Annotated in this window: 19 protein-coding genes; 5 read left to right on the forward strand and 14 right to left on the reverse strand. The window is 41.1% G+C overall.

The annotated features are described in order from the left end of the window. Nucleotides 1-8: 8 nt before the first annotated feature. Both IRB79_RS15330 and IRB79_RS15335 read left to right on the forward strand, forming a co-directional pair. Nucleotides 9-950 (forward strand): metal ABC transporter substrate-binding protein, encoded by a 942-nt coding sequence (locus IRB79_RS15330; RefSeq protein ID WP_243503324.1) that lies wholly within the window; start codon nucleotides 9-11, stop codon nucleotides 948-950. A 379-nt stretch (nucleotides 951-1,329) separates the two neighbouring features. Beyond that, nucleotides 1,330-1,704: a metal-dependent transcriptional regulator gene (locus IRB79_RS15335; RefSeq protein ID WP_243503325.1), complete on the forward strand. Its 375-nt coding sequence runs from the start codon at nucleotides 1,330-1,332 to the stop codon at nucleotides 1,702-1,704. A 37-nt stretch (nucleotides 1,705-1,741) separates the two neighbouring features. On the opposite strand, the gene IRB79_RS15340 is transcribed toward IRB79_RS15335, so the two are convergent. The 5 genes from IRB79_RS15340 to xylA form a co-directional block, all read right to left on the reverse strand. Then, on the reverse strand, nucleotides 1,742-3,100 hold the full coding sequence (locus IRB79_RS15340) for a DHA2 family efflux MFS transporter permease subunit (protein ID WP_243509439.1): 1,359 nt from the start codon (nucleotides 3,098-3,100) through the stop codon (nucleotides 1,742-1,744). A gap of 500 nt (nucleotides 3,101-3,600) precedes the next feature. Further along, nucleotides 3,601-5,001 carry a D-xylose transporter XylE gene (xylE, locus tag IRB79_RS15345; RefSeq protein ID WP_243503326.1) on the reverse strand — a complete coding sequence of 467 codons (1,401 nt, stop codon included), beginning with the start codon at nucleotides 4,999-5,001 and terminating at the stop codon, nucleotides 3,601-3,603. A 95-nt stretch (nucleotides 5,002-5,096) separates the two neighbouring features. Further along, nucleotides 5,097-6,134 (reverse strand): aldose epimerase family protein, encoded by a 1,038-nt coding sequence (locus tag IRB79_RS15350; protein WP_243503327.1) that lies wholly within the window; start codon nucleotides 6,132-6,134, stop codon nucleotides 5,097-5,099. 21 nt (nucleotides 6,135-6,155) lie between these two features. Next, the gene (xylB, locus tag IRB79_RS15355; RefSeq protein ID WP_243503328.1) at nucleotides 6,156-7,658 is read right to left on the reverse strand and encodes a xylulokinase; all 1,503 of its coding nucleotides are present in this window, start codon (nucleotides 7,656-7,658) and stop codon (nucleotides 6,156-6,158) included. Between the two features lie 107 nt (nucleotides 7,659-7,765). Then, nucleotides 7,766-9,097 carry a xylose isomerase gene (gene xylA / locus IRB79_RS15360; RefSeq protein ID WP_243503329.1) on the reverse strand — a complete coding sequence of 444 codons (1,332 nt, stop codon included), beginning with the start codon at nucleotides 9,095-9,097 and terminating at the stop codon, nucleotides 7,766-7,768. A 181-nt stretch (nucleotides 9,098-9,278) separates the two neighbouring features. Here xylA and IRB79_RS15365 point away from each other — a divergent pair, with 181 nt between their 5' ends. Next, entirely contained in the window at nucleotides 9,279-10,460 is a 1,182-nt protein-coding gene (locus IRB79_RS15365) for an ROK family transcriptional regulator (RefSeq protein ID WP_243503330.1), read from the forward strand. A gap of 137 nt (nucleotides 10,461-10,597) precedes the next feature. Here the strand turns inward: IRB79_RS15365 and IRB79_RS15370 are convergent, their stop codons facing one another. Both IRB79_RS15370 and IRB79_RS15375 read right to left on the reverse strand, forming a co-directional pair. Then, nucleotides 10,598-11,587, reverse strand: a complete 990-nt coding sequence (locus IRB79_RS15370) for an ornithine cyclodeaminase family protein (RefSeq protein WP_243503331.1) — start codon at nucleotides 11,585-11,587, stop codon at nucleotides 10,598-10,600. Between the two features lie 86 nt (nucleotides 11,588-11,673). Further along, nucleotides 11,674-12,957: an NAD(P)/FAD-dependent oxidoreductase gene (locus IRB79_RS15375; protein WP_243503332.1), complete on the reverse strand. Its 1,284-nt coding sequence runs from the start codon at nucleotides 12,955-12,957 to the stop codon at nucleotides 11,674-11,676. Nucleotides 12,958-13,381: 424 nt separating this feature from the next. On the opposite strand from IRB79_RS15375, the gene IRB79_RS15380 reads away from it, so the two are divergent. Together IRB79_RS15380 and IRB79_RS15385 are read left to right on the forward strand one after the other, a co-directional pair. Next, the gene (locus IRB79_RS15380) at nucleotides 13,382-14,899 is read left to right on the forward strand and encodes a sodium-dependent transporter (RefSeq protein WP_243503333.1); all 1,518 of its coding nucleotides are present in this window, start codon (nucleotides 13,382-13,384) and stop codon (nucleotides 14,897-14,899) included. After that, nucleotides 14,899-15,006 (forward strand): MetS family NSS transporter small subunit, encoded by a 108-nt coding sequence (locus IRB79_RS15385; protein ID WP_156185133.1) that lies wholly within the window; start codon nucleotides 14,899-14,901, stop codon nucleotides 15,004-15,006. The genes IRB79_RS15380 and IRB79_RS15385 overlap by 1 nt, the downstream gene beginning before the upstream one ends. A gap of 210 nt (nucleotides 15,007-15,216) precedes the next feature. Here the strand turns inward: IRB79_RS15385 and IRB79_RS15390 are convergent, their stop codons facing one another. From IRB79_RS15390 to IRB79_RS15420, 7 genes are all read right to left on the reverse strand, one after another. Beyond that, nucleotides 15,217-16,536: a flavin monoamine oxidase family protein gene (locus IRB79_RS15390; RefSeq protein ID WP_243503334.1), complete on the reverse strand. Its 1,320-nt coding sequence runs from the start codon at nucleotides 16,534-16,536 to the stop codon at nucleotides 15,217-15,219. Nucleotides 16,537-16,609: 73 nt separating this feature from the next. Then, nucleotides 16,610-18,025: an amino acid permease gene (locus tag IRB79_RS15395; protein ID WP_243503335.1), complete on the reverse strand. Its 1,416-nt coding sequence runs from the start codon at nucleotides 18,023-18,025 to the stop codon at nucleotides 16,610-16,612. 70 nt (nucleotides 18,026-18,095) lie between these two features. After that, nucleotides 18,096-19,187: an aromatic ring-hydroxylating oxygenase subunit alpha gene (locus IRB79_RS15400; RefSeq protein ID WP_243503336.1), complete on the reverse strand. Its 1,092-nt coding sequence runs from the start codon at nucleotides 19,185-19,187 to the stop codon at nucleotides 18,096-18,098. A gap of 194 nt (nucleotides 19,188-19,381) precedes the next feature. Next, a complete protein-coding gene (locus tag IRB79_RS15405) occupies nucleotides 19,382-20,134 on the reverse strand; it encodes an amino acid ABC transporter ATP-binding protein (protein ID WP_243503337.1) in 753 nt (250 codons plus the stop codon). A 102-nt stretch (nucleotides 20,135-20,236) separates the two neighbouring features. Beyond that, a complete protein-coding gene (locus IRB79_RS15410) occupies nucleotides 20,237-20,893 on the reverse strand; it encodes an amino acid ABC transporter permease (RefSeq protein WP_243503338.1) in 657 nt (218 codons plus the stop codon). A gap of 54 nt (nucleotides 20,894-20,947) precedes the next feature. After that, nucleotides 20,948-22,102 (reverse strand): saccharopine dehydrogenase family protein, encoded by a 1,155-nt coding sequence (locus IRB79_RS15415; RefSeq protein WP_243503339.1) that lies wholly within the window; start codon nucleotides 22,100-22,102, stop codon nucleotides 20,948-20,950. A 107-nt stretch (nucleotides 22,103-22,209) separates the two neighbouring features. After that, entirely contained in the window at nucleotides 22,210-23,013 is an 804-nt protein-coding gene (locus tag IRB79_RS15420; RefSeq protein ID WP_243503340.1) for a transporter substrate-binding domain-containing protein, read from the reverse strand. Between the last annotated feature and the right edge of the window lie 150 nt (nucleotides 23,014-23,163).

Below are 23,163 nucleotides of genomic sequence, written 5' to 3' on the forward strand. Positions count from 1 at the left end.
TAAAACTTATGATTAAAAAAGGCATTCTTTTATTAGCTGCATCCCTTCTTTCTGTGTTATTCCTGTCAGCCTGCAGCAGCGGAAAAAGCAGCACATCAGCAAATGAAGATGGAAAAATCCAAGTTGTCACTACCTATTCGATTGTGTATGACATTGTTAAAAATGTAGGCGGGGATTTAGTTGAGATTCATAGTTTAGCACCCATTGGCTCCAATCCCCACGAATATGACCCGCTTCCTGAGGATGTGCAAAAAACAACCGATGCAGATGCTGTATTTTACAACGGCCTGAATCTGGAAGCCGGCAACTCATGGTTCAATAAGCTGATGGAAACTGCCGGAAAAGACGGTGAAGATGCGCCAGTCTTCCTGATGAGCAAAGGCGTTGATGCCATGCACTTAACCACAAAAGGCAAAGAAAGTGAAGAAGATCCCCATGCATGGCTGGACATCCGAAATGGGATCAAATACGCGGAAAATGCCAGAGATGGACTTATTAAAGCAGATCCAGACAACAAAGAGATTTACGAGAAAAACGCAGAAGAATATATTGCAAAGCTTCAGGAGCTGCATGATGAAGCGGTCGAACAATTTAATGAAATTCCAGAAAATGAACGGGTTCTTGTTACAAGTGAAGGTGCTTTTAAATATTTCAGCGAAGCCTACGGATTCCAGGCAGAATACATTTGGGAAATCAACCAGGAAAACCAGGGAACACCAGAACAAATAACAAGAATTGTGGATATTATCAATGAAAAAGGAATTACAGGTCTATTCCTGGAAACAAGCATTGACGCAAGAAGCATGGAATCCGTATCCGATGAAACCAATGTTCCGATCATGGGAAAAGTGTTTACAGACTCTCTGGCAAAGCCGGGTGAAGATGGCGATACGTACATCTCTATGATGGAATGGAATATTAAAACCATTAAAGAAGGCTTGACCCGGTAGATGAATTTTTGAAACAGAATGGGTGGATAGCCAGGGTGGGGGGATTTGATTCTTCATTGTTACCTTTCTCTTAGTCTTGTAAGCAATGAAAGGCACGATTTTCACTCATTTATGCCCTTGAGCTCATTCTTTTGCTTGTGAAGGGCACGATTCTCATGCTTTTATGCCCTTCAGCTCTGTCTTTTGTCTTTGAAGGGCACGATTCTCACCTATTCATGCCCTTCAGTTCTGACTTTTTCCTTTAAAGGGCACGATTCTCACTTATTCATGCCCTTCAGTTCTGACTTTTTCCTTTGAAGGGCACGATTCTTATGCTTATGTACCCTTCTGCTTATTTTTTAGTTGTGAATGGCACAATTCCAGCAAGCAGGTGAATCATGTGATCCACATTAGTTCAAAGAGATATATTCTGGAGATTTATCTATTACAGGAAGCACATGGGCATGCGACCATTTCCGGCATTGCAAAGGTATTGAAGGTCACCGTCTCAGCTGCATCTAAAATGGCCGGAAAGCTTAAATCAGGCGGTTACATTCACTTTCAGCCCTATGGAACAGTAAAACTGACAGAACAAGGTTTAGAAATTGGCAAAAACCTATTTCAGGATCATCAGGTTTTAATGGAGTTTTATCAAATAATAGGGGTTGAAGAAAAACTGATCCGGAAGAAAGTTAGTGAAGTTGAAATGCATATCGGAACGGAAGTTGTTTTTAAAATTAAGAGCTTTATAGAAGATCATAAGAAAAACGCTTGAGTTGTTTAATAAACATTCAAGCGTTTTTTGCCAGAATTTATTCCGGTTTCTTCATAAAAAGTGACAAGATTATATTAAGTATGGCTAAGGCCAAACTAATTTTAAATACCAGTGCCGAGCCCGCTGCCGCCGCCTGTGCCGGTTCTCCTGCGGCAGCTGCCAGGTAACTATTTTGCTTTGCGGCCATAAGGGATACCATAATGGCAATCCCAATAGCTCCGGACACTTGCTGCACTGTTTGCGTCAATGCAATCCCGTCTGGATAGTATTGTCTCGGAAGGGAATTCAGAGTGTTTGTCTGCACAGATGCCAGCACTGCCCCAATCCCCAGCATCATGATCATATGGGTTAACACAATCATCCATAAAGCTGTGTCTGTTCCAAACTGGGAATAAGCTCCATATCCAACCGCAACCAAAATGGTTCCGGGTGTGATGACTGCTTTCGGTCCAAATCTGTCAAATAATCGCCCGATTGCCGGAGCCAGAATGCAGTTTAGCAGGCTCCCCGGCAATAGAACCAGTCCGGTTGTGAATGCTGCGATGATCAAAGCCATTTGCATGTACATCGGTAAAATGACAAGCATGGACAGCATATTAAAGAACGTGATAAAACTCATAAATACACCCAGAACAAACAGCGGATATTTGAATGCTTTCAAATTGAGCATCGGCACATCCAATTTTGTCTGACGCACAGCAAAAATAATGAGTGCCAGAATCCCTGCTATGATCGATATGATGACAGAAGTACTTGTCCATCCGCCATGCTCGCCGCCAGCACTCACTCCATAGACGATTCCCCCGAACCCGATCGTTGAGAGGAAAACCGATAATACATCAATGGAAACTTTCAGTATCTCATTTACATTCGGCAAATACGAAAACCCAAATAGTAAAGAAAACAGGAGGAAAGGAATCGTAAACCAGAAGATCCAATGCCATGAGAGTGTATCTAAAATGAGACCTGCCAATGTTGGACCCAGCGCCGGTCCTGCCAGCATGACCAATCCCATGATTCCCATTGCCCCGCCGCGTTTATCAGGAGGAAAAATAGTGAAAATGACATTTTGCGTCAGGGGTAAATTAATCGCTAATCCTGCTGCCTGAATAATGCGTCCTGCTAGTAAAACTGGAAATACGGAGGCTGTCGCAGCCATGACAGTTCCGATAATGGATAACAGCACTGAAGCCATAAACATTTGCCTGGTTGTAAATTTTTGCATCATAATGCCTGTAACCGGCACCAAAATCCCCAGAGTCAAGAAATATCCTGTTGCCAGCCACTGAATGACAGTTGCATCAACGCTAAATATGAAGCTTAATTCGCCTAAAGCAATATTTAATGCCGTTTCACTGAAAAGTCCGACAAACCCTGCGACCAAAAGTGCCGCCATGATCGGGCCTGTTTTAACTTGCTTCTGTACTGCCGGAACCGCTTTAATCTGCCTATTTGCAATGGTCCCTGCTTTGTATTGATTATTCACTCGTAATACTCCTTCATTAGGAAAAGAATATCCCTTCAATTTTTGCTGTAAAGATATTAATGATTTCATTTATCAGCGTTTCCAAATTCCGCAGCACACCTCCATTTGCTAAACGGCTTGTTAACTATATCAAACTATTTTTCTTAACGTCAACTAAGTTGACAAAATTTTATTTTTCTGATATTATCAACTTAGTTGACAGTATCCTTATGTATGATATTGGATATCTGATTATAAATTTTTTAAAAGAATTGTCGCTTTCATTGGATAAGAGTGCAGAAGAGATAGAGGAACTAGTGAAGATAATGATAAAAGCAAGCAGATAACAGAAAAAAGAATGTCCCTTCTGAATGTGATATTCATCGGGACATTCTTTTTCATTGTTCAATAGAAACCGCTAAAGGAAGCAATTAGGCAGTTCTTTTCCAAATACTCTCCATGTTCTCAAGAGTTTTCCCTTTCGTTTCAGGTACAAACTTCCATACAAAAATGGCTGAAAGAACACTCATCAGTCCATAGAAGCCGTAAGTTAAGCCGCCGCTGAATTCCATCATCATCGGATAAGTCGATGAAATGAAATAGTTTGCGGCCCATTGTGCTGCTACTGCTACCGCCACTGCCTGTCCGCGGATTTTGTTTGGGAAAATTTCCGAGATCAATACCCAGCATATCGGTCCCCATGACATCATGAAAGACGCTGTGTAAACGATAATAAAAATTAACGTGCCCATGCCGATTATATTGGAAAAAGCCATTCCTGCAACACCAAACATCCCGATCGCCATGCCAATGGAACCCGTGATCAATAATGGCTTGCGTCCCCATTTATCTACAGTTAAAATGGCCACTACTGTAAAGATGACATTTATGACACCCATAACTATCGTCTGCAGCATCGAGGCATCCTTTGCTGCTCCCATGCTTTCAAAAATTCGCGGTGCATAGTACAAAGCCACATTAATCCCGACAAATTGCTGGAATACAGACAGCAGAATTCCTATAACAATCACTAATTTTCCGTATGCAAACAGTTTTTCTGCTGGAACATTTGCTGAGGCTGCTACCGATTTTTTGATTTCACCCAAGATCGTTTTTGCCTCTGCTGCACCATTAATTTTCGTAAGTACTGCTAAAGCTTTATCATCATGATTATTGATGGCCAGGTATCGGGGTGTCTCCGGAACCAGGAGCAGCAGAAGACCAAAGGCAAGGGCCGGAATAGCTTCTGAAGCAAACATGTACCTCCAGCCAACATCATTGATCCATTCCAAAGGACGCCCGCTGGCAATGCCCCAGTTTACAAAGTACACGACAAGCATTCCGAAAATGATCATAAACTGATTGAATGAAACCAGGCGTCCGCGGATATCGGCAGGTGCAATTTCGCCGATATACATGGGAACAATTGCTGACGCCAGGCCAACCCCAATTCCACCTATAATGCGATAAAGATTAAAAGTCAATAATAACGAGATGGTCGGTTCCCCTTTAGTGAAAAATAAAAATTCAGGAAAAGCGGAGCCTAATGCGGATAGGAAGAAAAGAACAGCCGCAGCAATCAGCGATTTTTTCCGCCCAAACTTCGACGCAAAATAACCGGAAATTAAACCGCCAATGATACAGCCAATTAAAGCACTCGAGGTTGTCGCCCCGTGAGCCAGCGACCCTAATCCCAAACTATTGATCAAATAGATTTCCAGTGACTTTTCAGCTCCTGAAATAACAGCCGTATCATATCCGAAAAGCAAACCTCCTATCGCAGCAACCAATGTAAGTGAACCAATATATAGAGAGTTCCGATTCTGTTTCATAGTTTGTAAAAGACAGATTTGAACCAAAATAGAGCGCTTACAATTTGACATTAATATAATTCAAATCTATCTTTACTCCTTTCTAGTAGAAATGTTTAAACAATGAGAAACTTGAAACTGGTTTTTGTTTTGAAGACCTCATTTTTCTCCAGGACAATAGAAGGAAAGTTTTCATGATGAATGGCATCAGGCGGACATTGTGTTTCCAGACATAGCCCCAAATGCCTTTTTGACTGAACACCTCTAATTTCAAAATCATTTCCCAGCATGTTCGCTGTATATAAAACAACACTCTGCCTATCCGTTTCCACTGCCAGTTTTCGTCCGCTTGCAGAATCCACTACAGCCATTTCACCTGTATTTAATAGAAATGGATGATCATAACCTCCGCCCGCAAGAATGTTCTGCTGATGGCCGGACTTTACGCCTTCTTTGATTTTCTTCCCTGCTCTGAAATCAAACGGGGTATTTTCAACATGTATGAATTCCCCAGTAGGAATCAATGTGTCATCAAGCTCCAGGAAGTGATCACTTTGCATGGTTACCTCGTGCTCAAGAATGTCCCTCTTTAAGTCCCCGCTTAGGTTAAAATAAGTATGGTTTGTCAGATTGATGATCGTTTTTTCATCAGATATAGCTTTATAACTAATGACCAGTTCATTCTCATTGTTCAGTGTATAGTTTACCGTTACATCAAGAGTCCCAGGATACCCTTCTTCTCCATCCGGGCTTACATAGGAGAACCTGATATTCGCCTCATTCCTGCCCTTTTCAGCGGCCGAGTCCCAAATTACATGATGAAAACCACCTTTACCTCCATGCAGATGGTGTTCCCCATCATTTTTTGGCAGCTGGTAAGCAGTTCCATCAAGAGTGAAAGTTGAGCCTGCTATCCTTCCGGCCACCCTTCCTATAATCGAACCAAAAAAGGGTGAATGCTTTGTATACTCTTCAAGCGTGTCAAAACCCAGGACCACATTCTCTATATTTCCTTCACGATCAGGGACAGATATCCCGGTAATGATTCCCCCGTATTCAATACACGATACTTTCATTCCATGATCATTGCTGATTGTATAGGATTTAACCTTGTGTCCATTCCATTCGCCAAAGATACTTTCAGTTATGTTCATGTAGATCTCCCTCAAGTCAGCTTACTTTTTCCTAAAACCGGCCAAACCCTCGTTCAGTTTCCTGGTTTGCACATAAACTTCCTTGTATAACTGGAAAAGTTCCTGATATTTCTTAACGTTTTCAGGGATTGGAGTATACGTCTTTTCGTATGTTATGAAGTCATCGGCACATGCTTCCAGAGATTCATACCATTTGCATCCATATGCCGCGAGCATAGCCGCACCTACAGCAGGTCCTTGTTCACTTGAAAGCTTTACGATTGTGCTATTGAAGATATCAGCCTGGATTTGCAGCCAGGCATCACTTTTTGCTCCTCCTCCGATTGAAATGATTGTATCGACTAGCTTGCCGCTTTCCCTGAATATTTCAATCGATTCATTTAAAGAAAAGGTAATTCCTTCAATGACCGATCGAACAAAGTCATTTCGATTATGTGAAGAGTCCATGCCGATAAAGCTTCCCCGAATAAGTGAATCTGCATATGGCGTGCGCTCACCGGCTAAATATGGCGTAAACAAAAGACCGTTCGATCCAATCGGAACCTCGCTCATTTCAGCCAGCAAGGAGTCGAATGATTCCATTTCTGCAAACGTATCTTTAAACCAGCTCAAACTATGTCCCGCTGCCAGGGTTACGCCCATTGTGTAATAGGCCTTTTCTTCACCATGATTAAAATAATGGACTTTCCCCTGAAAATCCTTGTCATTTTGTTCTTCATAGGATAAAACGACTCCGGATGTGCCAATGCTGCATAATGTTTTTCCTTCTGACAGAATACCTGAACCGATCGCACCACAGGCATTGTCAGCTCCTCCGGCAAATACCTTCGTTAAAGGATATAATCCCGTCTTCTCAGCAATCTCAGGCTTTAACGTCCCTACACATTCATGGGATTCAACTAAAGGCGGACAGATATTCACATCAATCCCGGTTAGCCCGCATATCTCTTCACTCCACATTTTCCGGCCGACATTCAGCAGCAAAGTACCCGCTGCATCACTATATTCACTATGAATCCTTCCAGTCAGTTTAAAGCGCAGATAATCTTTAGGGAGCATAAATACAGCCGCTTTTTCAAAAACTTCCGGCTCATATTGCTTCACCCAAAGCAGCTTTGGTAAAGTGAAGCCTTCCAATGCCGGATTCTTTGTGATTTCAAGCAGACGCTTCTCACCAGCCATGTCATAGATCTGTTTACACTGCTCTGTCGTGCGGGTATCATTCCAGAGGATTGCATTTCGCAGAACCATATTCTCTTTATCCAGAAGGACCAGGCCGTGCATTTGGCCTGAAAAACTGATTCCTTGAATGTCTTCCTCACTTCCATCGAACTGCTCTGAAATTTCTTTAAGAGCATCGACTGTTTTATCAACCCATTCACCAGGGTCCTGTTCACTATAACCCGACTTTTCATGAATGAGCGGATAAGACCTGGAAACTTCGCTGCATACTTCTCCCTTTTGATTCATTAATAAAACTTTTACCGAGCTCGTGCCAAGGTCAATCCCGATTACATATTTCATGATTGATCATCCTTTAGATAATGAAATGTATGCTAATCTTTACTTTTTAAAAATGTACTGGGACACTTTCGTATTCCCAGTACATTTAATCTTTTTATATTAATCTCTTACGCTTTTACACTCGCATAGGCTTCGAGAATGTATTTATTTAAGACAGCTTTTAGCTGTTCCTGTCTTCCTGACTTGTTTTCGATCTTTTCAAGCTGAAGAGCATGCTTCTCAAGCTTATGGAAGTCTGTTTTTCCCTCAACGATTTCAAGGCCGATGCCTTCCGTATAGCTGCTATATCTGTCAGCAATAAAGTTGTCTAATACTTTATCTTCAATTAAACGCTGTGCAACTTTTGCACCAACTGCAAATGTGTCCATTCCTGCAATATGAGCATAGAACAGGTCCTCAGGGTCAAATGATCCTCTTCGTACCTTCGCATCAAAGTTTAGGCCGCCTGTTCCAAGGCCGTCATTTTTAAGAATTTCAACCATTGCCAATGCTGTAGAATAGATATCTGTCGGGAATTCGTCAGTATCCCATCCCAGCAGGGTATCTCCCTGGTTTGCATCCACTGAACCAAGCATTCCATTTATGCGTGCTGTGTGCAGTTCATGCTCAAATGTATGGCCGGCAAGGGTCGCGTGGTTTGCTTCAATATTGAATTTAAAGTAGTCTTTTAAGCCGTAAGATTGCAAGAATGATAAACTGGTTGCCACATCAAAATCATATTGATGTTTGGTAGGCTCCTTCGGCTTTGGCTCGATTAAGAATTGTGCGTCAAATCCAATTTCCTTTGCATAATCAATTGCCATATGGAAGAAGCGCGCAAGATTATCGAGTTCAAGCTTCATGTTCGTATTCAGCAGTGTTTCGTATCCTTCGCGTCCGCCCCAGAATACATAGTTCACAGCACCCAGCTCCTTGCCGATCTCAAGTCCCTTTTTCACTTTCGCTGCAGCATAAGCAAATACATCAGCATTAGGCGCTGTCGCCGCACCGTGCAGCCAGCGCGGATGTGAAAACATATTAGCAGTATTCCATAATAACTTTGTTTTGCTGGATTTCATGTATTCCTTAATCATGGCCGTAATTTCATCTAAGTTCTTAAAAGTTTCGCTTAATGAATCCCCTTCAGGCGCAATATCAGCGTCATGGAAACAGAAAAACGGAACATTCAGTTTTTCATAGAATTCAAAGGAGGCTTCTACACGTGCCTTGGCCAAGTCCATTCCGGAAAATCTGCCATAGGAACGGATCATCGTTCCATCTCCGAAAGGATCTGTGCCTTCCGCAGTGAACGTATGCCAGTAAGACACAGCAAAACGGAGAAGGTCTTCCATTTTTCTGCCGTTGATCATTTCTTCAGGATTATAATATTTAAAAGCCAATGGATTATTAGAATCTGGACCTTCGTATTTTACTCCGCTCACATTACTAAAGTAGTTCATTTTCATTCCTCCATCTTTTCTTTTAGATTGTTATCGCTTTCATTTGATTACAAATCGATTTTACCACCATAAACTTAGTTTGTCTATTGAATGAACTAAGTTTCATTTTTATTTTTAATTATGGTATAAATGGAATATGATTGTAATAGACAAAGAAATTGAGGATTTGAGGAGAAAGATAATGACTTGGAATCAGCAGCTGGTAAAAATGAAAAACAAATCACGCGTTCTGCAGACGATAATCTACCAATCCCCTATCTCCCGGGCTGATATCGCACAGCACTTGGGACTGACTAAAGGTACTGTTTCCTCGTTGGTCAACGAGCTGATAGAAGAAAAAATCTGTTCCGAAACAGGACCAGGCAAATCGAGCGGAGGACGTCGCCCTGTGATGCTGCTCTTTAATGAAAAAGCTGGATATGCCATTGGAATTGATTTAGGGGTGAACTATATTTTAGGTGTCATGACTGATTTATCGGGTAATATTGTGAGCGAAAATTTGAAGCATATGAAGAGCATGAGGTATGAAGAAACCATTCTTGTCATAAAAGAAGTCATCCAATCATTATTGGACTCTACCCCCGAGAGCCCTTATGGTGTAATCGGAATCGGCATTGGAGTACCAGGAATCGTAAATAAGGAAGGCAGCAATATCCTGCTGGCACCTAATCTGGGCTGGACAGATATCAATTTAAAGGCAGAAATTGAGACAGAGTTTCACCTTCCCGTTATCATCGACAACGAAGCGAACGCCGGAGCATACGGGGAAAAGCGTTTCGGAGCCGGGAAAAACTTTGAAAATCTCATCTATGTAAGCGCTGGAATTGGCATAGGCGTCGGCTTTATTTTACAAAACAGCCTTTATCGGGGGGCTGAGGGATTCTCCGGTGAAATGGGCCATATGGTGATCGATATAGATGGAAAAGAATGCAGATGCGGCAGCAAAGGCTGCTGGGAATTGTACGCTTCTGAACAGGCATTACTAAACCAGGCAAAGAATATTCAATCATATTTACAACGGGATGATCTGAACCTGGAGTCATTAGTTGAAATGGCGGAAGAAGATGAGGAAGTAAAGGATTTGTTCCGTCAAATTGGCCGATGCCTTGGCATTGGCATAAACAATATCATCAATACATTCAACCCCGAGCAAATCATTATAGGAAATCGCTTAGCCATTGCCAAAGAATTATTACTGGATTCGATTATGGAAGTTGTAGAGACCCATTCCTTAAGATTTAATCAGGAGAACTTAAACATTACATTTGCCGATTTATCGATCTACTCAACAGCACTTGGGGCTTCAGCTTATGCTACAGAAAACTTTCTGAACTCGGATCTGCAGGAAAATTTGAAAAAATAGGCAACTTGATCGGCCAATCAAACGCCTGACGACCTAAAGTACATTCCTTTATTCATTGTAATTTCTTTTAAAAAAACACCGGATAATTCATATTAGAATAATCCGGTGTCATACTTAATAGAGTATCACGAATGTTTTTATAGTGAAAAGGAGTAACCTTTCTCCTCACTCAAAGCTTTTCTATATACCTTAGAGGCTGCCATAGTGTCCAGAAACCCAACCCCGACAGATTTATAAAAGGTTATTTCACTTGATTTTTCACGTCCAGCTTTTTCCCCGCATACTATTTCACCAATTTCACCATAAATGAGATCCGTATTCCATTCTCCTTTCTTATGGGGAACAAGGAGATCTCCAGCCTCGTGCATAGCTCCTTCCATTGTATCAACCACCACTTTATTGCTCCTGATAAGTGTTTGAGCATCAACCTCTTGCATATGTGCCTGATAAGAACCAATGGCATTAATATGAGTTCCTTCCCTCAGTACAGATCCATCAAATATGGGTGTTGAACTCTTCGTGCTGCAGATGACAATATCTGATTGGGCAGCAGCAGCATTGGCATCCGCTTGAATTGAAATGGTCCCCCTCCAATCTGGATACAAAGAATGGATTTCATTTTTGAATACTTCCGCTCGTTCTATTGTGCGATTATATAAAATGATATGTTCTAATTCCATCACAGACATGACAGCTTGAATTTGGCCGGCAGCTTGAGCTCCGCAGCCTAAGACAGAACAGACTTTTGAATTCTTCCGAGCTAAATATTTCGTTGCCACACCGCTTGAAGCACCTGTTCTTAAGACCGTTAAGTAGCTGGCATCCATTAATGCAACATGCTCGCCAGTACGCGCATCGGTCAGCAGAATCACTCCCTGCAGAACTGGTTTGCCCCCGCCGGAATTGCGGGGAAAAATGCTTACAGCTTTAACTGCTGTATAATTTTCTGGTTCAATATAGGAAGGCATATATAAAGTTTCCGCTTCGTATTTAGAATGCGGAATCGACATTCTTACGGGTGTCAGCGTTTTATTCCTGTGGCCATAACTAAATGCTTTTTCAACATCCTGAATACACTCTTCCATTGAGTACAATTCTTTTATCGTTTCTTTATTAATCACTAACATAGTAACTCACTCCAATATGAACTTGTCGTATATTCGATAATAAAAGCAAATGTTTTCTCGCTGCAGCACAGTTTTTTGGCTTCCTTCTACATATTGACAGTTTTATTTTGATTTACATGTGTCTTCTTTGAAGAAAACCTGTCCAGTCTAAACGGAGTTAAATCAATATCTGACTTGCCCTTTGTAATGAGGTCACTCATAACACTGCCTGTTGATAGTGCCATGGAAATTCCACTCATCGCATGGCCGGACGCGATAAATAGATTATTCAGTGAAGGCACTTTCCCTAATATGGGCAAACCATCGGGAGTCATAGGCCGCATTCCGCACCATGCCTGCTCATCTCCGCGAACTGATGTACGTAAATATTGAGCCGCAGAACTCTTTAAACTATCAATTCGCCGCTGATCCAGATTAGTATTAAGGCCAGACAGTTCCATTGTTCCTCCGATTCTTACTGAATCATGAAACGGGCTTATCGTCACCCTTGAATCTCCTAAGTAAAGCGGCTGCTGAAACTGAATGGAAGGTTTAGAAATGGTGATGCTGTAGCCTTTCCCTGCAGTCATGGGGATGTGCAATCCAGCTTGTCTTAAAACCCGTCCTGCCCAGGCTCCTGCAGTGACAAGAAAGTGATCCCCTTCAATGGTTTTCTCTCGGATTTTAACCCCACTGATCTTGTCCCCTTCTTGGATAAATCCCATTGCTTCCGTATGGGAAAGTACCTCAGCCCCATTTGAGATAAGCCAGTCTTTTAGAGCTTTTGTAAGCGTTTCAGGGCGAACATGCCGTTCAGAAGGGAGATAAATGCCTCCAGCCACTGCATCAGAAAGGGCCGGTTCCATTTCCAGTACTTCTTTTTTAGATTTTGCAGCAGGCGCAGGCAAACCAAAGCTCTCAACAATACTATAGTTATCTAGCTTTTCATCAATATAACTTTTGTCTAAGAATACAAAAAGCAGCCCTTTTCGATGCATTTCAAATTCAAGACTGCCATCTTGCTCCAGTTCATCGAACAATCTCAAGGTATTTCTGCTCAATTCCAAACCTGCGGTATACCCCTTTTGGTAGGCATCTTCACTGCAATACTTCCAAAATTGGATTAGCCAGGGGGACAATGAGGGGAAAATGGATGGCTTAATATATAGAGGACTATCCCGCTTTAACATCCACTTTAGACTTGACTTAATTAGACCCGGAGCAGGAACCGGATCGGATAAACTGGGGCACACCCATCCCATATTTCCGCTCGAACATTCCGCTCCGGGTTCACCCTTGTTAATTAATACTACATCCATTCCCTTTTTCCTAAGGAAAAAAGCGCTTGCTAAGCCAATGATTCCTCCGCCAATAACGATAGCTTTCGTCATTCCCTTCCCCTCCATTAATAGTAATTCTTCAATATAGGATAATACTATAATTGTACAGATAGAATTTTCTGAATAAAATGTACAATATATATAATAAAAAGGGGTTTTCAGCTAAATTTTTTGTGGCATTTTACATTCTTATGTGCAGAAACTTAAAAGACATAGCTAAGAATATGGTGAAAATAGTCTAATTACAGCTGGGAAGAGGCATATTTTTTGTGGAATTTGCACATAGATAAAGACTTTCATAGATAATATATTTAAAATACAGAATTTTTTAAATAAATCGAATACTTATTCGGTGAAGGAGGGATAATAAATAACGGTTTTTTCTGTTGGTTCGATCTATTTATGCAGCACGCGCCCTATTAATGTTTTAGAGATCCTATATTTTTGAGGCTTGATAACAAAGGGGTTGATTAATTTGAAAGAGAACCAGGTGGTTTGGGGTTCAAGGATTGGATTTATATTGGCAGCTATGGGAATGGCAGTGGGTACCGGAAATATTTGGAGGTTCCCGCGAATGGTTGCCGAACATGGCGGAGGTTCTTTCTTAATCGGCTGGGCCATTTTTTTATTTGTCTGGTCATTGCCGCTTATCATGGTTGAAATATTCATCGGAAGAAAAACCAGAATGGGAACGATGGGGTCCTTTGGAGAATTTATCGGCAAAAAATTTGCCTGGTTTGGACCTATCATCACGATCGTTTTAGCCGGAATCACATTTTATTATTCTGTAGTAGTGGGCTGGACTTTTAAATACTTCATCTTAGCATTACAGGGAACTTTTACAGAAAAAATTGACTCAGCAGCCCAGTGGGAAAACTTTACGGGTCATGCGGCAGAACCAGTCATTTATCACTTTATTGCAGCTGCCCTTTGTGGAATTGTCGTTTTTATAGGGGTTACAAAGGGAATTGAAAGAATGTCTAAGATATTCCTGCCGCTTTTATTCCTTTTACTCATCTTTACTGCTTTCCGCTCCATCACCTTGCCAGGAGCTATAGAAGGGCTTTCATACATGTTTACACCTCAGTGGGAATATCTAGGGAAAGCATCAACTTGGCTTCAGGCTTTATCACAATCTGCATGGTCAGTCGGTGCTGGCTGGGGATTGTATGCCACCTATGCCATTTATACAAAAAAACGTGATGACATTGCCCAAAATTCGTTAACAGCAGGCCTCGGAAACAACTCAGTCGAATTACTTGCCGGTTTAACCATCATTCCAGCTATCTTTGCTTTAGCACCTTCGCAAGAATATATTACCCAGGCAACAAGTTCAGGCAACACCGGCTTAACCTTTATTTATATGGTAGAATTGATTAGCGTCATGCCGCAGACTTATATCTTTGGCGTTGCATTTTTTGGTGCATTGGCATTTGCAGCTTTTACTTCATTAGTTGCAATGGTTGAATTGATTACTAGAAACCTATCAGACTATGGAATCCGCAGAAACAAAGCAATCCTGCTAACTGTTGTTTTGATTTTTCTTGGCGGGATCCCTTCAGCCATTAATATGAAAGTGTTCAATAACCAGGATTGGGTTTGGGGAGTTGCGTTGCTGCTTTCATGCTTCCTGTATGCGTACGCTGCGATTAAATATGGTGTCGAAAAAATGCGTGACGAAATAAATGAAGTCAGCTTCATTAAGATAAACAAATGGTGGGTTTATTCCATTAAATATTTAATACCCGCTCTGTTTGTCATAGTAACTGGATGGTGGCTATATCAGGGTGTGACATGGTATCCGGACACTTGGTGGAAGCCATTCGAAGAATTCAATGTTGGAACAATAATCCTGCAGCTCGGAATTACTTTCCTGCTTGCATTCGTGCTGCTTCGATTTAATAAAAGATTAAGAAGCTCTGTTAAAGAAGAAGGACTAAACGATCAAGAAACTCCGATTCCTTCAAATACAGACATCAAGGAGGAATTATAATGACTGCATCAGCAATAATTATGATGATCTTAACCTTGGGCTTATTCTGGGGGGGCTTTTCCTATATGGTTTATAGAACCCTTACAACAGACTACGATGACAAATAAGAAAAGCGCAAGGCGCCCGCCTATCGGCGACAAGCTTAAGACAAGCGCTGGCAGAAGGCGTTCTTTGCCTTCAGAAGTGATTGGCTTAAGACCTCGAGCCGATGGCGCCTGGAGCTAGACAGTTATCGAAGTTCTAAATTTTATACATTATTTTAATATTAAAAAAGGTGCCAGGTTCCATCATTTGATGGTTAACCTGGCACCTTTTATTTACTCCGCATGAACATAATGTTTGCTTAATAAATACTTATTTACTTTTCTGCTTACAGTTATTCCGTTCTCTATTGCGCCGTCAATGAAGCCTGCCCAGCCATTTGCATAGGTCGTACCGGCTAAAAACACAGAACCTTCAGGTGTGTTCCACTCTTCATGATAGGCAGTTAACTGTTTGGGTTTCAGCATAGGCCAGGTTTCTTTTGAAAACTCGTCATTGACCCAATCGTGGCCTGTGCTTTCAAGTACTTGTATATCCGGAATCCAGTATTTTAATGCCGCTTCTACCGCTTCCCTGTCGTTCGGATTCAGCTTTGCTGCACTTGGCCCAAAACCGACAAGGATGCTATTGCCATCAGCATACCGATCCAAATGAACTGAATTTAAAAGATAGCTGCCAGGGGCTAATGCATCGAATGGTTCTAATTCTCCTTTTACTTTTGCCCACACTTTAACTCCTTTTGAGGTTTGTCCCTCTCTGGAAGATTCCTGTTTGGCTTCTGAAAGCGCTGGCTGGAACTCAATGTTATTTAGAGTCGTTAATGGCACTGTAACGATCACTGCCTTGGATGCATAACATTCCCCTTCTGCCGTAAAGACTTTAGCAGCTCCATCTTCATGTTCAATTCGTCCAACGATGGCAGATAACTTAATTTCCGCACCACTGTCCGCAGCAATTGATTCGATTAACTTCCTGGTTCCATGTTTTAAGCGGAAGCTCGAGATCATCGCACTGTGAGTATCCCAGTTTCCTTGGGAAAAAGCCCACCAGCGAAATATTTGTGTAACCGCACCTTCTGCAGGATCTCCGCAATAATCCGATGCAATCCAGCCATGCAGCACATCGAATTCCTCTGTTGTTAAATTGATATCTTTTAAGAATTGCTCTCCAGATACATTATCCAAATTCCGGAAACTTTCTGTATGAAGGGGTTCAAATGGAAATGGCATGTGCTTATTGCTTTCCTTCATGACCCTTTCAACAGTTGCTCTAAGCCTTACTTTAAATTCAGCCGCTGATGATGAATAAGTTTTTCCGCCTGTAATCCAATACACTTTTTCTGCTTTTGGCCCTGAAGCCAGTTCGAGCCCATATCGCGTAATTTCAGACCATACATGCGGCTGATGCCAATGAACATATGTACCTCCCATTTCGAGGTCTGACCCTAAACGGTGATCCACCCATGTTCTGCCGCCAAGTCTATCACGCGCCTCCAGGACTAATACTTTTTTGCCCAGCATCTTTAACTCCCTTGCAGCAGTCAATCCGGAGAAACCTGCGCCAATGATAATAACATCATAATTTTTTATATTCATCTTCTTCATTCTCCTCTCAGTTTTATTGAAATAAACTGCAGCACCTTATAGGCGAACTGCAGTTAAAATATTTTTATAGTTCATCCCCCACAGCTGGGGTTACATTCTCTGCATTAATAGGCAATGTGATCTTTTTGCGGGTATACATGAAGTAATAATACACATAGCAAAGGGCTATAAAGCCAAAACCCCAATAAAGAGAGGTTCTCTGTGTAGGATCAAAGGCCATAACTGCAAAGATGGACAGACACATGACAATGCATAAGATCGGGATAAAAGGATATAAAGGCACCTTATATTTTAAATCCTCCACTTTCCCGCCATTTTTCATATATTGTCTGCGGAACCCTATTTGTGCCGCGGCAATGGCCAGCCATGTAAGTGTGCCGCCAATGCCGCTGACAGCCAGCAGAACTACAAATAATGTATCTGCTGCTACATAACTCGTTAATAGTGATAACAGTGCAAAACCAAGAGTCACTAAAAGGGCATATGAAGGCACACCTCGCTTATTCAGCTTTCCAAAGACTTTTGGAGCCATCCCTGTTTCTGAAAGCGAATACATAATTCTTGTACAGGCGTAGAGACCCGTGTTTCCGACAGATAAGATGGCCGTTAAGATAACAAAGTTCATAATATCTGCTGCATATGGAATGCCTACCATATCAAAGACTGTTACAAACGGACTTTCCATCACTCCAGCTTCTTGCCATGGAACAATGGCTGATAAAACAAAGATAGCCAGAACATAGAACAGCAGGATTCGAAAAACGATAGTCCGAATGGCTCTTGGAATATTTTTTTCTGGCTCTTCCGTCTCTCCTGCAGCCACACCCATAATTTCCGAACCCTGAAATGCATAGATCACGGACATCATTGAAATGAATACCCCAACCAAGCCAGCTGGGAATATACCGTCCCCAATGAAATTGGTTAAGTATGGAGCAGGAGTGCTATCCATCGATATTGCGCCAAAAATTGCTCCTAAACCGATTACGATAAATAAGATGACAGTAAAGACTTTAATTCCCGCAAACCAATACTCCGTTTCAGCAAAAGCCTTCGTTGTAAGCGAATTAATTGAAAATAATAGCACTATAAAGATTGCGCACCATATCCATGTTTGAACATCTGGAAACCATCTTTTCATCAGCAATCCTGCAGCCACGAATTCAAGTCCGACATACATGGCCCAGCTCAGCCAATAGACCCAGCCGACAACAAAGCCGGTTGCAGGACCAATAAACTTGGTCGCATGCGCCTGAAAGGAACCTGAAACAGGCATAACAACAGACAATTCTCCCAGACAGACCATAGCCAAATACATTAAAAGACCGCCAACAAGGTATGCCATTATTGCACCTGCGGGTCCAGCCTCGCCTATTGCATATCCCGAACCAAGGAATAGTCCTGTTCCGATAATTCCTCCCAGCGACATCATAAATAAGTGGCGGCTTTTCATTTGCCTTTTTAATTTTGATTGACTCATATTTCACCCTGCTTTCAGATTAAATTCAATCATTTTATTAGTAAGCGCTTACAAAAATGGTGAAAAAATTTTAGTCTACGGCTGCAGCTGTATCTTTAGGAAGCGGCAGTACTTTTTCAAGATCTCTCTGAATCATTAAATGGAAATGGTGAACCAGATTTTCGGTCAGCGAGAATCTCCCTTGTGAATAAGCCCCTGTCTCTATCCCTGTTTGTACCATCTCACAAATATCAAGATCTTCTTTTCTAACAAGCTCATCCATTTTCATTAACTCTTTTTCTTCCTCTGTAATCTCATCACCCAAGAAAAACGTTGTGTACACATATTTTGTGGTTTTAGAGTCTATTGGTATAGATTGATGAATGGATAGATTAGCTGGCCCCGGATCGAAAGAAAACCATGTATTTGGATAAAGCCAATAATACCTGCCTCCTTGTCCCATCTCAAAGTCCAAATTTCTCCCCTTTAAGGGTGTTCCCTGATAAGAATAATAATCGGACATGGTCATCTCGTATTGCTTCATATCAAGTTTTGAAACGAGTGTCTTATGTACGATTGAACAATGATCGCACTCGAGATAATTATCAATGCCTATTTTCCAATTTGAACGGCAGATCGTCTCTTTTACGGATACACGGTTTAAGCTTTCCAGGTCGTATTTTGCCACATGCTTGAAAAGATCAGGGTATTGAACTTTCATTGAAATAGCATCCGGATTAAGATTGACAAAAATAAAAGAGTGCATAATTTCCAGTTTAATCGTTTTTAAGCAGAAATCCTGATGATCGAAATGATCGCACCCCTTCATATTCGGAGCTTTGAGGAGCGAACCATCTGTCCGGTACGTCCAGGCATGATAGGGACAAGTAAAAACGGCCTTATTCCCTTCCCCTTCCGCCAGCTTGGAAGCGCGATGAGAACAAACATTATAAAACGCCCGCAATTCTCCGTCCTGTCCGTGACTAATAATAATGGGGCGGTCAGCCACATCAGCCGTAAAATAATCTCCCGGCTTGCTAACTTGACTCATATGTCCTGCATATTGCCAAGTCTTCCTGAAGATTTCTCTTTTTTCCGCCTCCAAAACCTTTGGATCCGTATAAATCCACGACGGCAGTGTATGAGCTTCACTTAAGGTATTACTGACTCTAACTTCTTTCAAAATCTTTTCCCTCCTTTTACAAATACATCTAAAAACACTAAAATCAGTGTATTAAACTTATTTTAAATTAAAAATATTCTGAATTATATGTTTAAATTAAACAAAAACAGGGATTTTAAAAAAGCTATTTTTGGTTTTTTCATCTAAAAAACTGCAGGCAACTAGGTCTGCAGTTCACTTACTCTTATATATGACTAATCATTAACTTGCATTAAAAACCGTTTTGTTCGATCTTCCTTCGGGTTGTTAAAAATGTCTTCAGAGTTTCCTTCCTCTACAATTACACCGCCATCCATGAAGATGACTCTGTCAGCTACCTCTTTCGCAAATTTCATTTCATGTGTGACAACTACCATGGTCATGCCTTCATTCGCCAAGTCCTTCATTACCTGGAGAACCTCCCTGACAAGTTCGGGATCTAATGCCGAAGTAGGTTCATCATAAAGCATTACATCTGGGTTCATTGACAGCGCTCGGGCTATTGCTACACGCTGCTGCTGTCCTCCTGATAGCTGTGAAGGATAATGGTGACAGCGTTCTCCAAGTCCAACTTTTTCAAGGAGAGTATACGCTAATTTCTCTGCTTGTTCTTTCTCCATTCCCTGTACAACTATTGGACCTTCCATGACGTTTTCAATTGCCGTTTTATGAGGAAACAAATTAAATTGCTGAAATACAAATCCAGTTCTTTTCCGCAGCTCTCTTATTTCATTTTTACGTGAACGATTTGGCTTACCTCCTGCAGTTATTTTTTGAGATCCAATTTGAATGGTGCCTTCAGTTGGTTCCTCTAAAAAGGTTAAACAGCGGAGGAGAGTGGATTTACCGGAACCGCTTGGTCCCATCAAGACAACTACTTCACTTTTATTTACAGAAAGGTTTATTCCATGAAGAACTTCCGTTTCTCCGAATCTTTTCTTTAAATTTTCTAATTGTATTACACTCATGATTGCCCCCAATCCTCCGATTTGCCAGAAATAATATTACAAATTTTAAAGGCTGCTCTTTTTATAAGAGAATGCTCTTTAATTGCTGAAAACCAAATGGAATTATACGGCTACATGCTTGGAAGCGCGTTTTTCAAATCGATCCAATATAGCTGTAAAGAAAGCAATCAGAACCCAATAAAGTGCAGCTGCAACCAAGTAAATTGTCAGCGGCTCAAACGTTTTGGCTATTATCAAAGAAGACATTTGCAGTAACTCTGTAACAGTAATGACAGATACCAGGGAAGTATCCTTGATTAAAATGATAAAGGTATTCGACATGGTCGGTATGGCTACACGTAAGCTCTGTGGCAGAATAGTATGTCTCATGGCCTGACTATAGGTCATTCCCAGTGATACAGCTGCCTCCATCTGTCCCTTGTCAATTGATAGGATGGAAGCGCGAAATGATTCAGATAAATACGCCCCAGCGTTTAAGCTTAATGCGAGAATCCCAGATGGGATGGGATCAAGTTCAATATTAATTTGCGGCAAACCATAATAAATGACAAAAATTTGTACAAGCAGCGGAGTTCCGCGAAAAACAGATACATATGCTTCAGCTGTCTTAACTAATACGGTTATTTTTGAAATTCGTGCCAAAGCCGTAAAAAAACCAAGAAAAAGTGCAATCACAATGGATATCACAGCTAAAAATATAGTCATCAAGGTTGCATATAGTAATGGCGGCAAGGCTTCTATTACAATTAAAAAATCCATAAGCACTCCTCCCCTTTAACTATCTTCTTCATCTAGGAATGGACATATTGATCTTTATACAAGGACTTCTTCTTTAAATCTTATGTTTATCCCTAATTCTCCCAATTGTTCCATGAATGGAGCAAAGCGGTCTTTAATAATTAGCTCTTCTACTGAAACAATGCCCTTTTCGGTAATTTTTCCTTCTGCAATCCAATTAGCCAATAGCATAGCAGGAATAGCAGTGGTTTTGGCCATAGAGGTGATATTGCGTTCATAGTCATAAAAATCAACCATTTCCCAGGTATATTTCGTTTGGACGCCTGACTTCCGTCCGTTAACTTCAACTCGTAAGACCGTGATATCTTCTTTCGTCTTGCCTTGAAGCTTTGGAGCTAATATTTTTTCAGAGAATGCACGAGGTCTAATTTGCGTTCCATTTATATCAATTGGTTCATCATCAAAAAAGCCAAGCTGACTAAGGAACTTCATCCTTTCCCAATGCCCTTCATACCTTACCGTTTTTTCATATAGTCTCTTCACTTTATCTTTTAACGTATAGGCGGTACTATGAGCATCTGTAATGACCGCTTCACACATGCCAACCGGTTCAGGGAATGACATTTTCTCTAATCCAGATAATGCCGGAAGTTCAACCAATTCGCCATTTTCAGCTGCTAATGCAGGTCTTGTATACAGGCCGAGTACGCTTTCGAGCCGGAACACCACTTGGTACCATAAGGGCGGCTGGGGAAACCGCGGAATGCCTCCGCATGTCATCACTGCTTCGTCAGCCTCATCAAGCATTTCGATGCCTTGCGCTGCCAAAAAGTTAGTTATACCCGGCGCAACTCCGCAGCCTGGTACAATAACCACTCCAGCCTCTTTTGCTTTTTGGTCAAGCTTCACTTTTTCTTCATACTTGGATCCTACTAAATCTACTAAATGACATTTTTCGCTGATAGCAGCTTCAATAGCTAATGGACTTAAAGAATGCGGCAAACAAGCCACAGCAATGTCCGCATCCTTTAAAACATTCTGTATATCTTCAATTGTTTCAAGAGAAGCCTGTTTACCATATACCTTTTGGTTATTGGCTATTTCAACACACTTTTCCACACTACTTTCATTCACGTCAACGGCAGTAACCGCTGCAATCTCAGGAAACTTTGCCAATTCACATACTACAGTCGTGCCTATCATTCCAGTCCCTAAAACAACAACCCGCATAATTTTCCCTCCTCTTATGAATACTCTTTATGGGCGCTTCAATTAAATATATCCCTTTAAAGTAAAGACAGGATCTGAGAAATTCCTGCCTTTTAGGGAGAAATTCTTTAATTTTCTAGCGGTTCCGTTCCAAACCACTTCTTATAGATTTCTGAATATGTTCCGTCTTCCTTCATATCTGCCAATATCTGATTGACTTCCTTAACAAAATCGTCATTATCCTTTTTAATGGCCATTCCGATTTCATCCTTGTTAACAATGTCACTTGAAATCTTGAGCGGCAGATCATTTTCTTTAATGTTATAACTCATTAATAATTGATCGTTAATGATAAGATCCAGACGTTTATTCATTAGATCAGCAATATAATCATTAACAGCCTTATATGTCTTTACATTCGCACCGTCCACACTGTTGGCAACTTCTTCAAAAGTAGTTCCCCCGCCGACACCCACATTTTTTCCTTTGATATCTTCTAATTTAGTGATTCCATCAGTATCTTCTCTTGTTATCAGGACAGAACCAGTCACAACATAAGGGTCAGTAAAATCGACGCTCTTTTTACGCTCTTCAGTAACCGTCATTTGTGCAATCACAATATCAAACTTATCCGATTTCAAACCTCCAATAAGGCTCTCCCATTTAGTAGCAACAAACTCAGTTTCAGCACCTAAGCGCTCGGCTATTTCATTAGAAATATCAACATCAAAGCCATCATATTTCTGATCATCATTCAAAAAGTTAAAAGGAGGATATGTACCCTCAAAGCCGACTTTCAGTACTTTAGATTCCTTAACCCGAGCTAACACACTGTCTGATTTGCTTCCACCTGATGTTTTGCTTCCTCCGCAGCCAGCAAGCATTCCAGCAATGATCAGAACAACCAATGAAATCAAAAAGCCCTTCTTCATTCCGTTTCCCCCTTAATTTCAATATTTCAGAATGCGAACACAGGCGGCAAAATAAATGTAAGTCTATTTTTTAAACACTCTAAAATATTGTTGTTCAAAATTGTAGAACAATCTACAAGAATAGTGTAAACTTAGGTTATCTAATTGTCA

The organism is Cytobacillus oceanisediminis (assembly GCF_022811925.1).
Classification (GTDB): domain Bacteria; phylum Bacillota; class Bacilli; order Bacillales; family Cytobacillaceae; genus Cytobacillus; species Cytobacillus oceanisediminis_D.

Bases quoted from the DNA above. Each gene is read 5' to 3' on its own strand.
- IRB79_RS15330 (WP_243503324.1), top strand. From the start codon at position 9: ATGATTAAAAAAGGCATTCTTTTATTAGCTGCATCCCTTCTTTCTGTG.
- IRB79_RS15340 (WP_243509439.1), bottom strand. From the start codon at position 3,100: ATGGCGGCACTTTTGGTCGCAGGGTTTGTCGGACTTTTCAGTGAAACG.
- xylE (WP_243503326.1), bottom strand. From the start codon at position 5,001: ATGAAACAGAATCGGAACTCTCTATATATTGGTTCACTTACATTGGTT.
- IRB79_RS15350 (WP_243503327.1), bottom strand. From the start codon at position 6,134: ATGAACATAACTGAAAGTATCTTTGGCGAATGGAATGGACACAAGGTT.
- xylB (WP_243503328.1), bottom strand. From the start codon at position 7,658: ATGAAATATGTAATCGGGATTGACCTTGGCACGAGCTCGGTAAAAGTT.
- xylA (WP_243503329.1), bottom strand. From the start codon at position 9,097: ATGAACTACTTTAGTAATGTGAGCGGAGTAAAATACGAAGGTCCAGAT.
- IRB79_RS15365 (WP_243503330.1), top strand. From the start codon at position 9,279: ATGACTTGGAATCAGCAGCTGGTAAAAATGAAAAACAAATCACGCGTT.
- IRB79_RS15370 (WP_243503331.1), bottom strand. From the start codon at position 11,587: ATGTTAGTGATTAATAAAGAAACGATAAAAGAATTGTACTCAATGGAA.
- IRB79_RS15375 (WP_243503332.1), bottom strand. From the start codon at position 12,957: ATGACGAAAGCTATCGTTATTGGCGGAGGAATCATTGGCTTAGCAAGC.
- IRB79_RS15385 (WP_156185133.1), top strand. From the start codon at position 14,899: ATGACTGCATCAGCAATAATTATGATGATCTTAACCTTGGGCTTATTC.
- IRB79_RS15390 (WP_243503334.1), bottom strand. From the start codon at position 16,536: ATGAATATAAAAAATTATGATGTTATTATCATTGGCGCAGGTTTCTCC.
- IRB79_RS15395 (WP_243503335.1), bottom strand. From the start codon at position 18,025: ATGAGTCAATCAAAATTAAAAAGGCAAATGAAAAGCCGCCACTTATTT.
- IRB79_RS15405 (WP_243503337.1), bottom strand. From the start codon at position 20,134: ATGAGTGTAATACAATTAGAAAATTTAAAGAAAAGATTCGGAGAAACG.
- IRB79_RS15410 (WP_243503338.1), bottom strand. From the start codon at position 20,893: ATGGATTTTTTAATTGTAATAGAAGCCTTGCCGCCATTACTATATGCA.
- IRB79_RS15415 (WP_243503339.1), bottom strand. From the start codon at position 22,102: ATGCGGGTTGTTGTTTTAGGGACTGGAATGATAGGCACGACTGTAGTA.
- IRB79_RS15420 (WP_243503340.1), bottom strand. From the start codon at position 23,013: ATGAAGAAGGGCTTTTTGATTTCATTGGTTGTTCTGATCATTGCTGGA.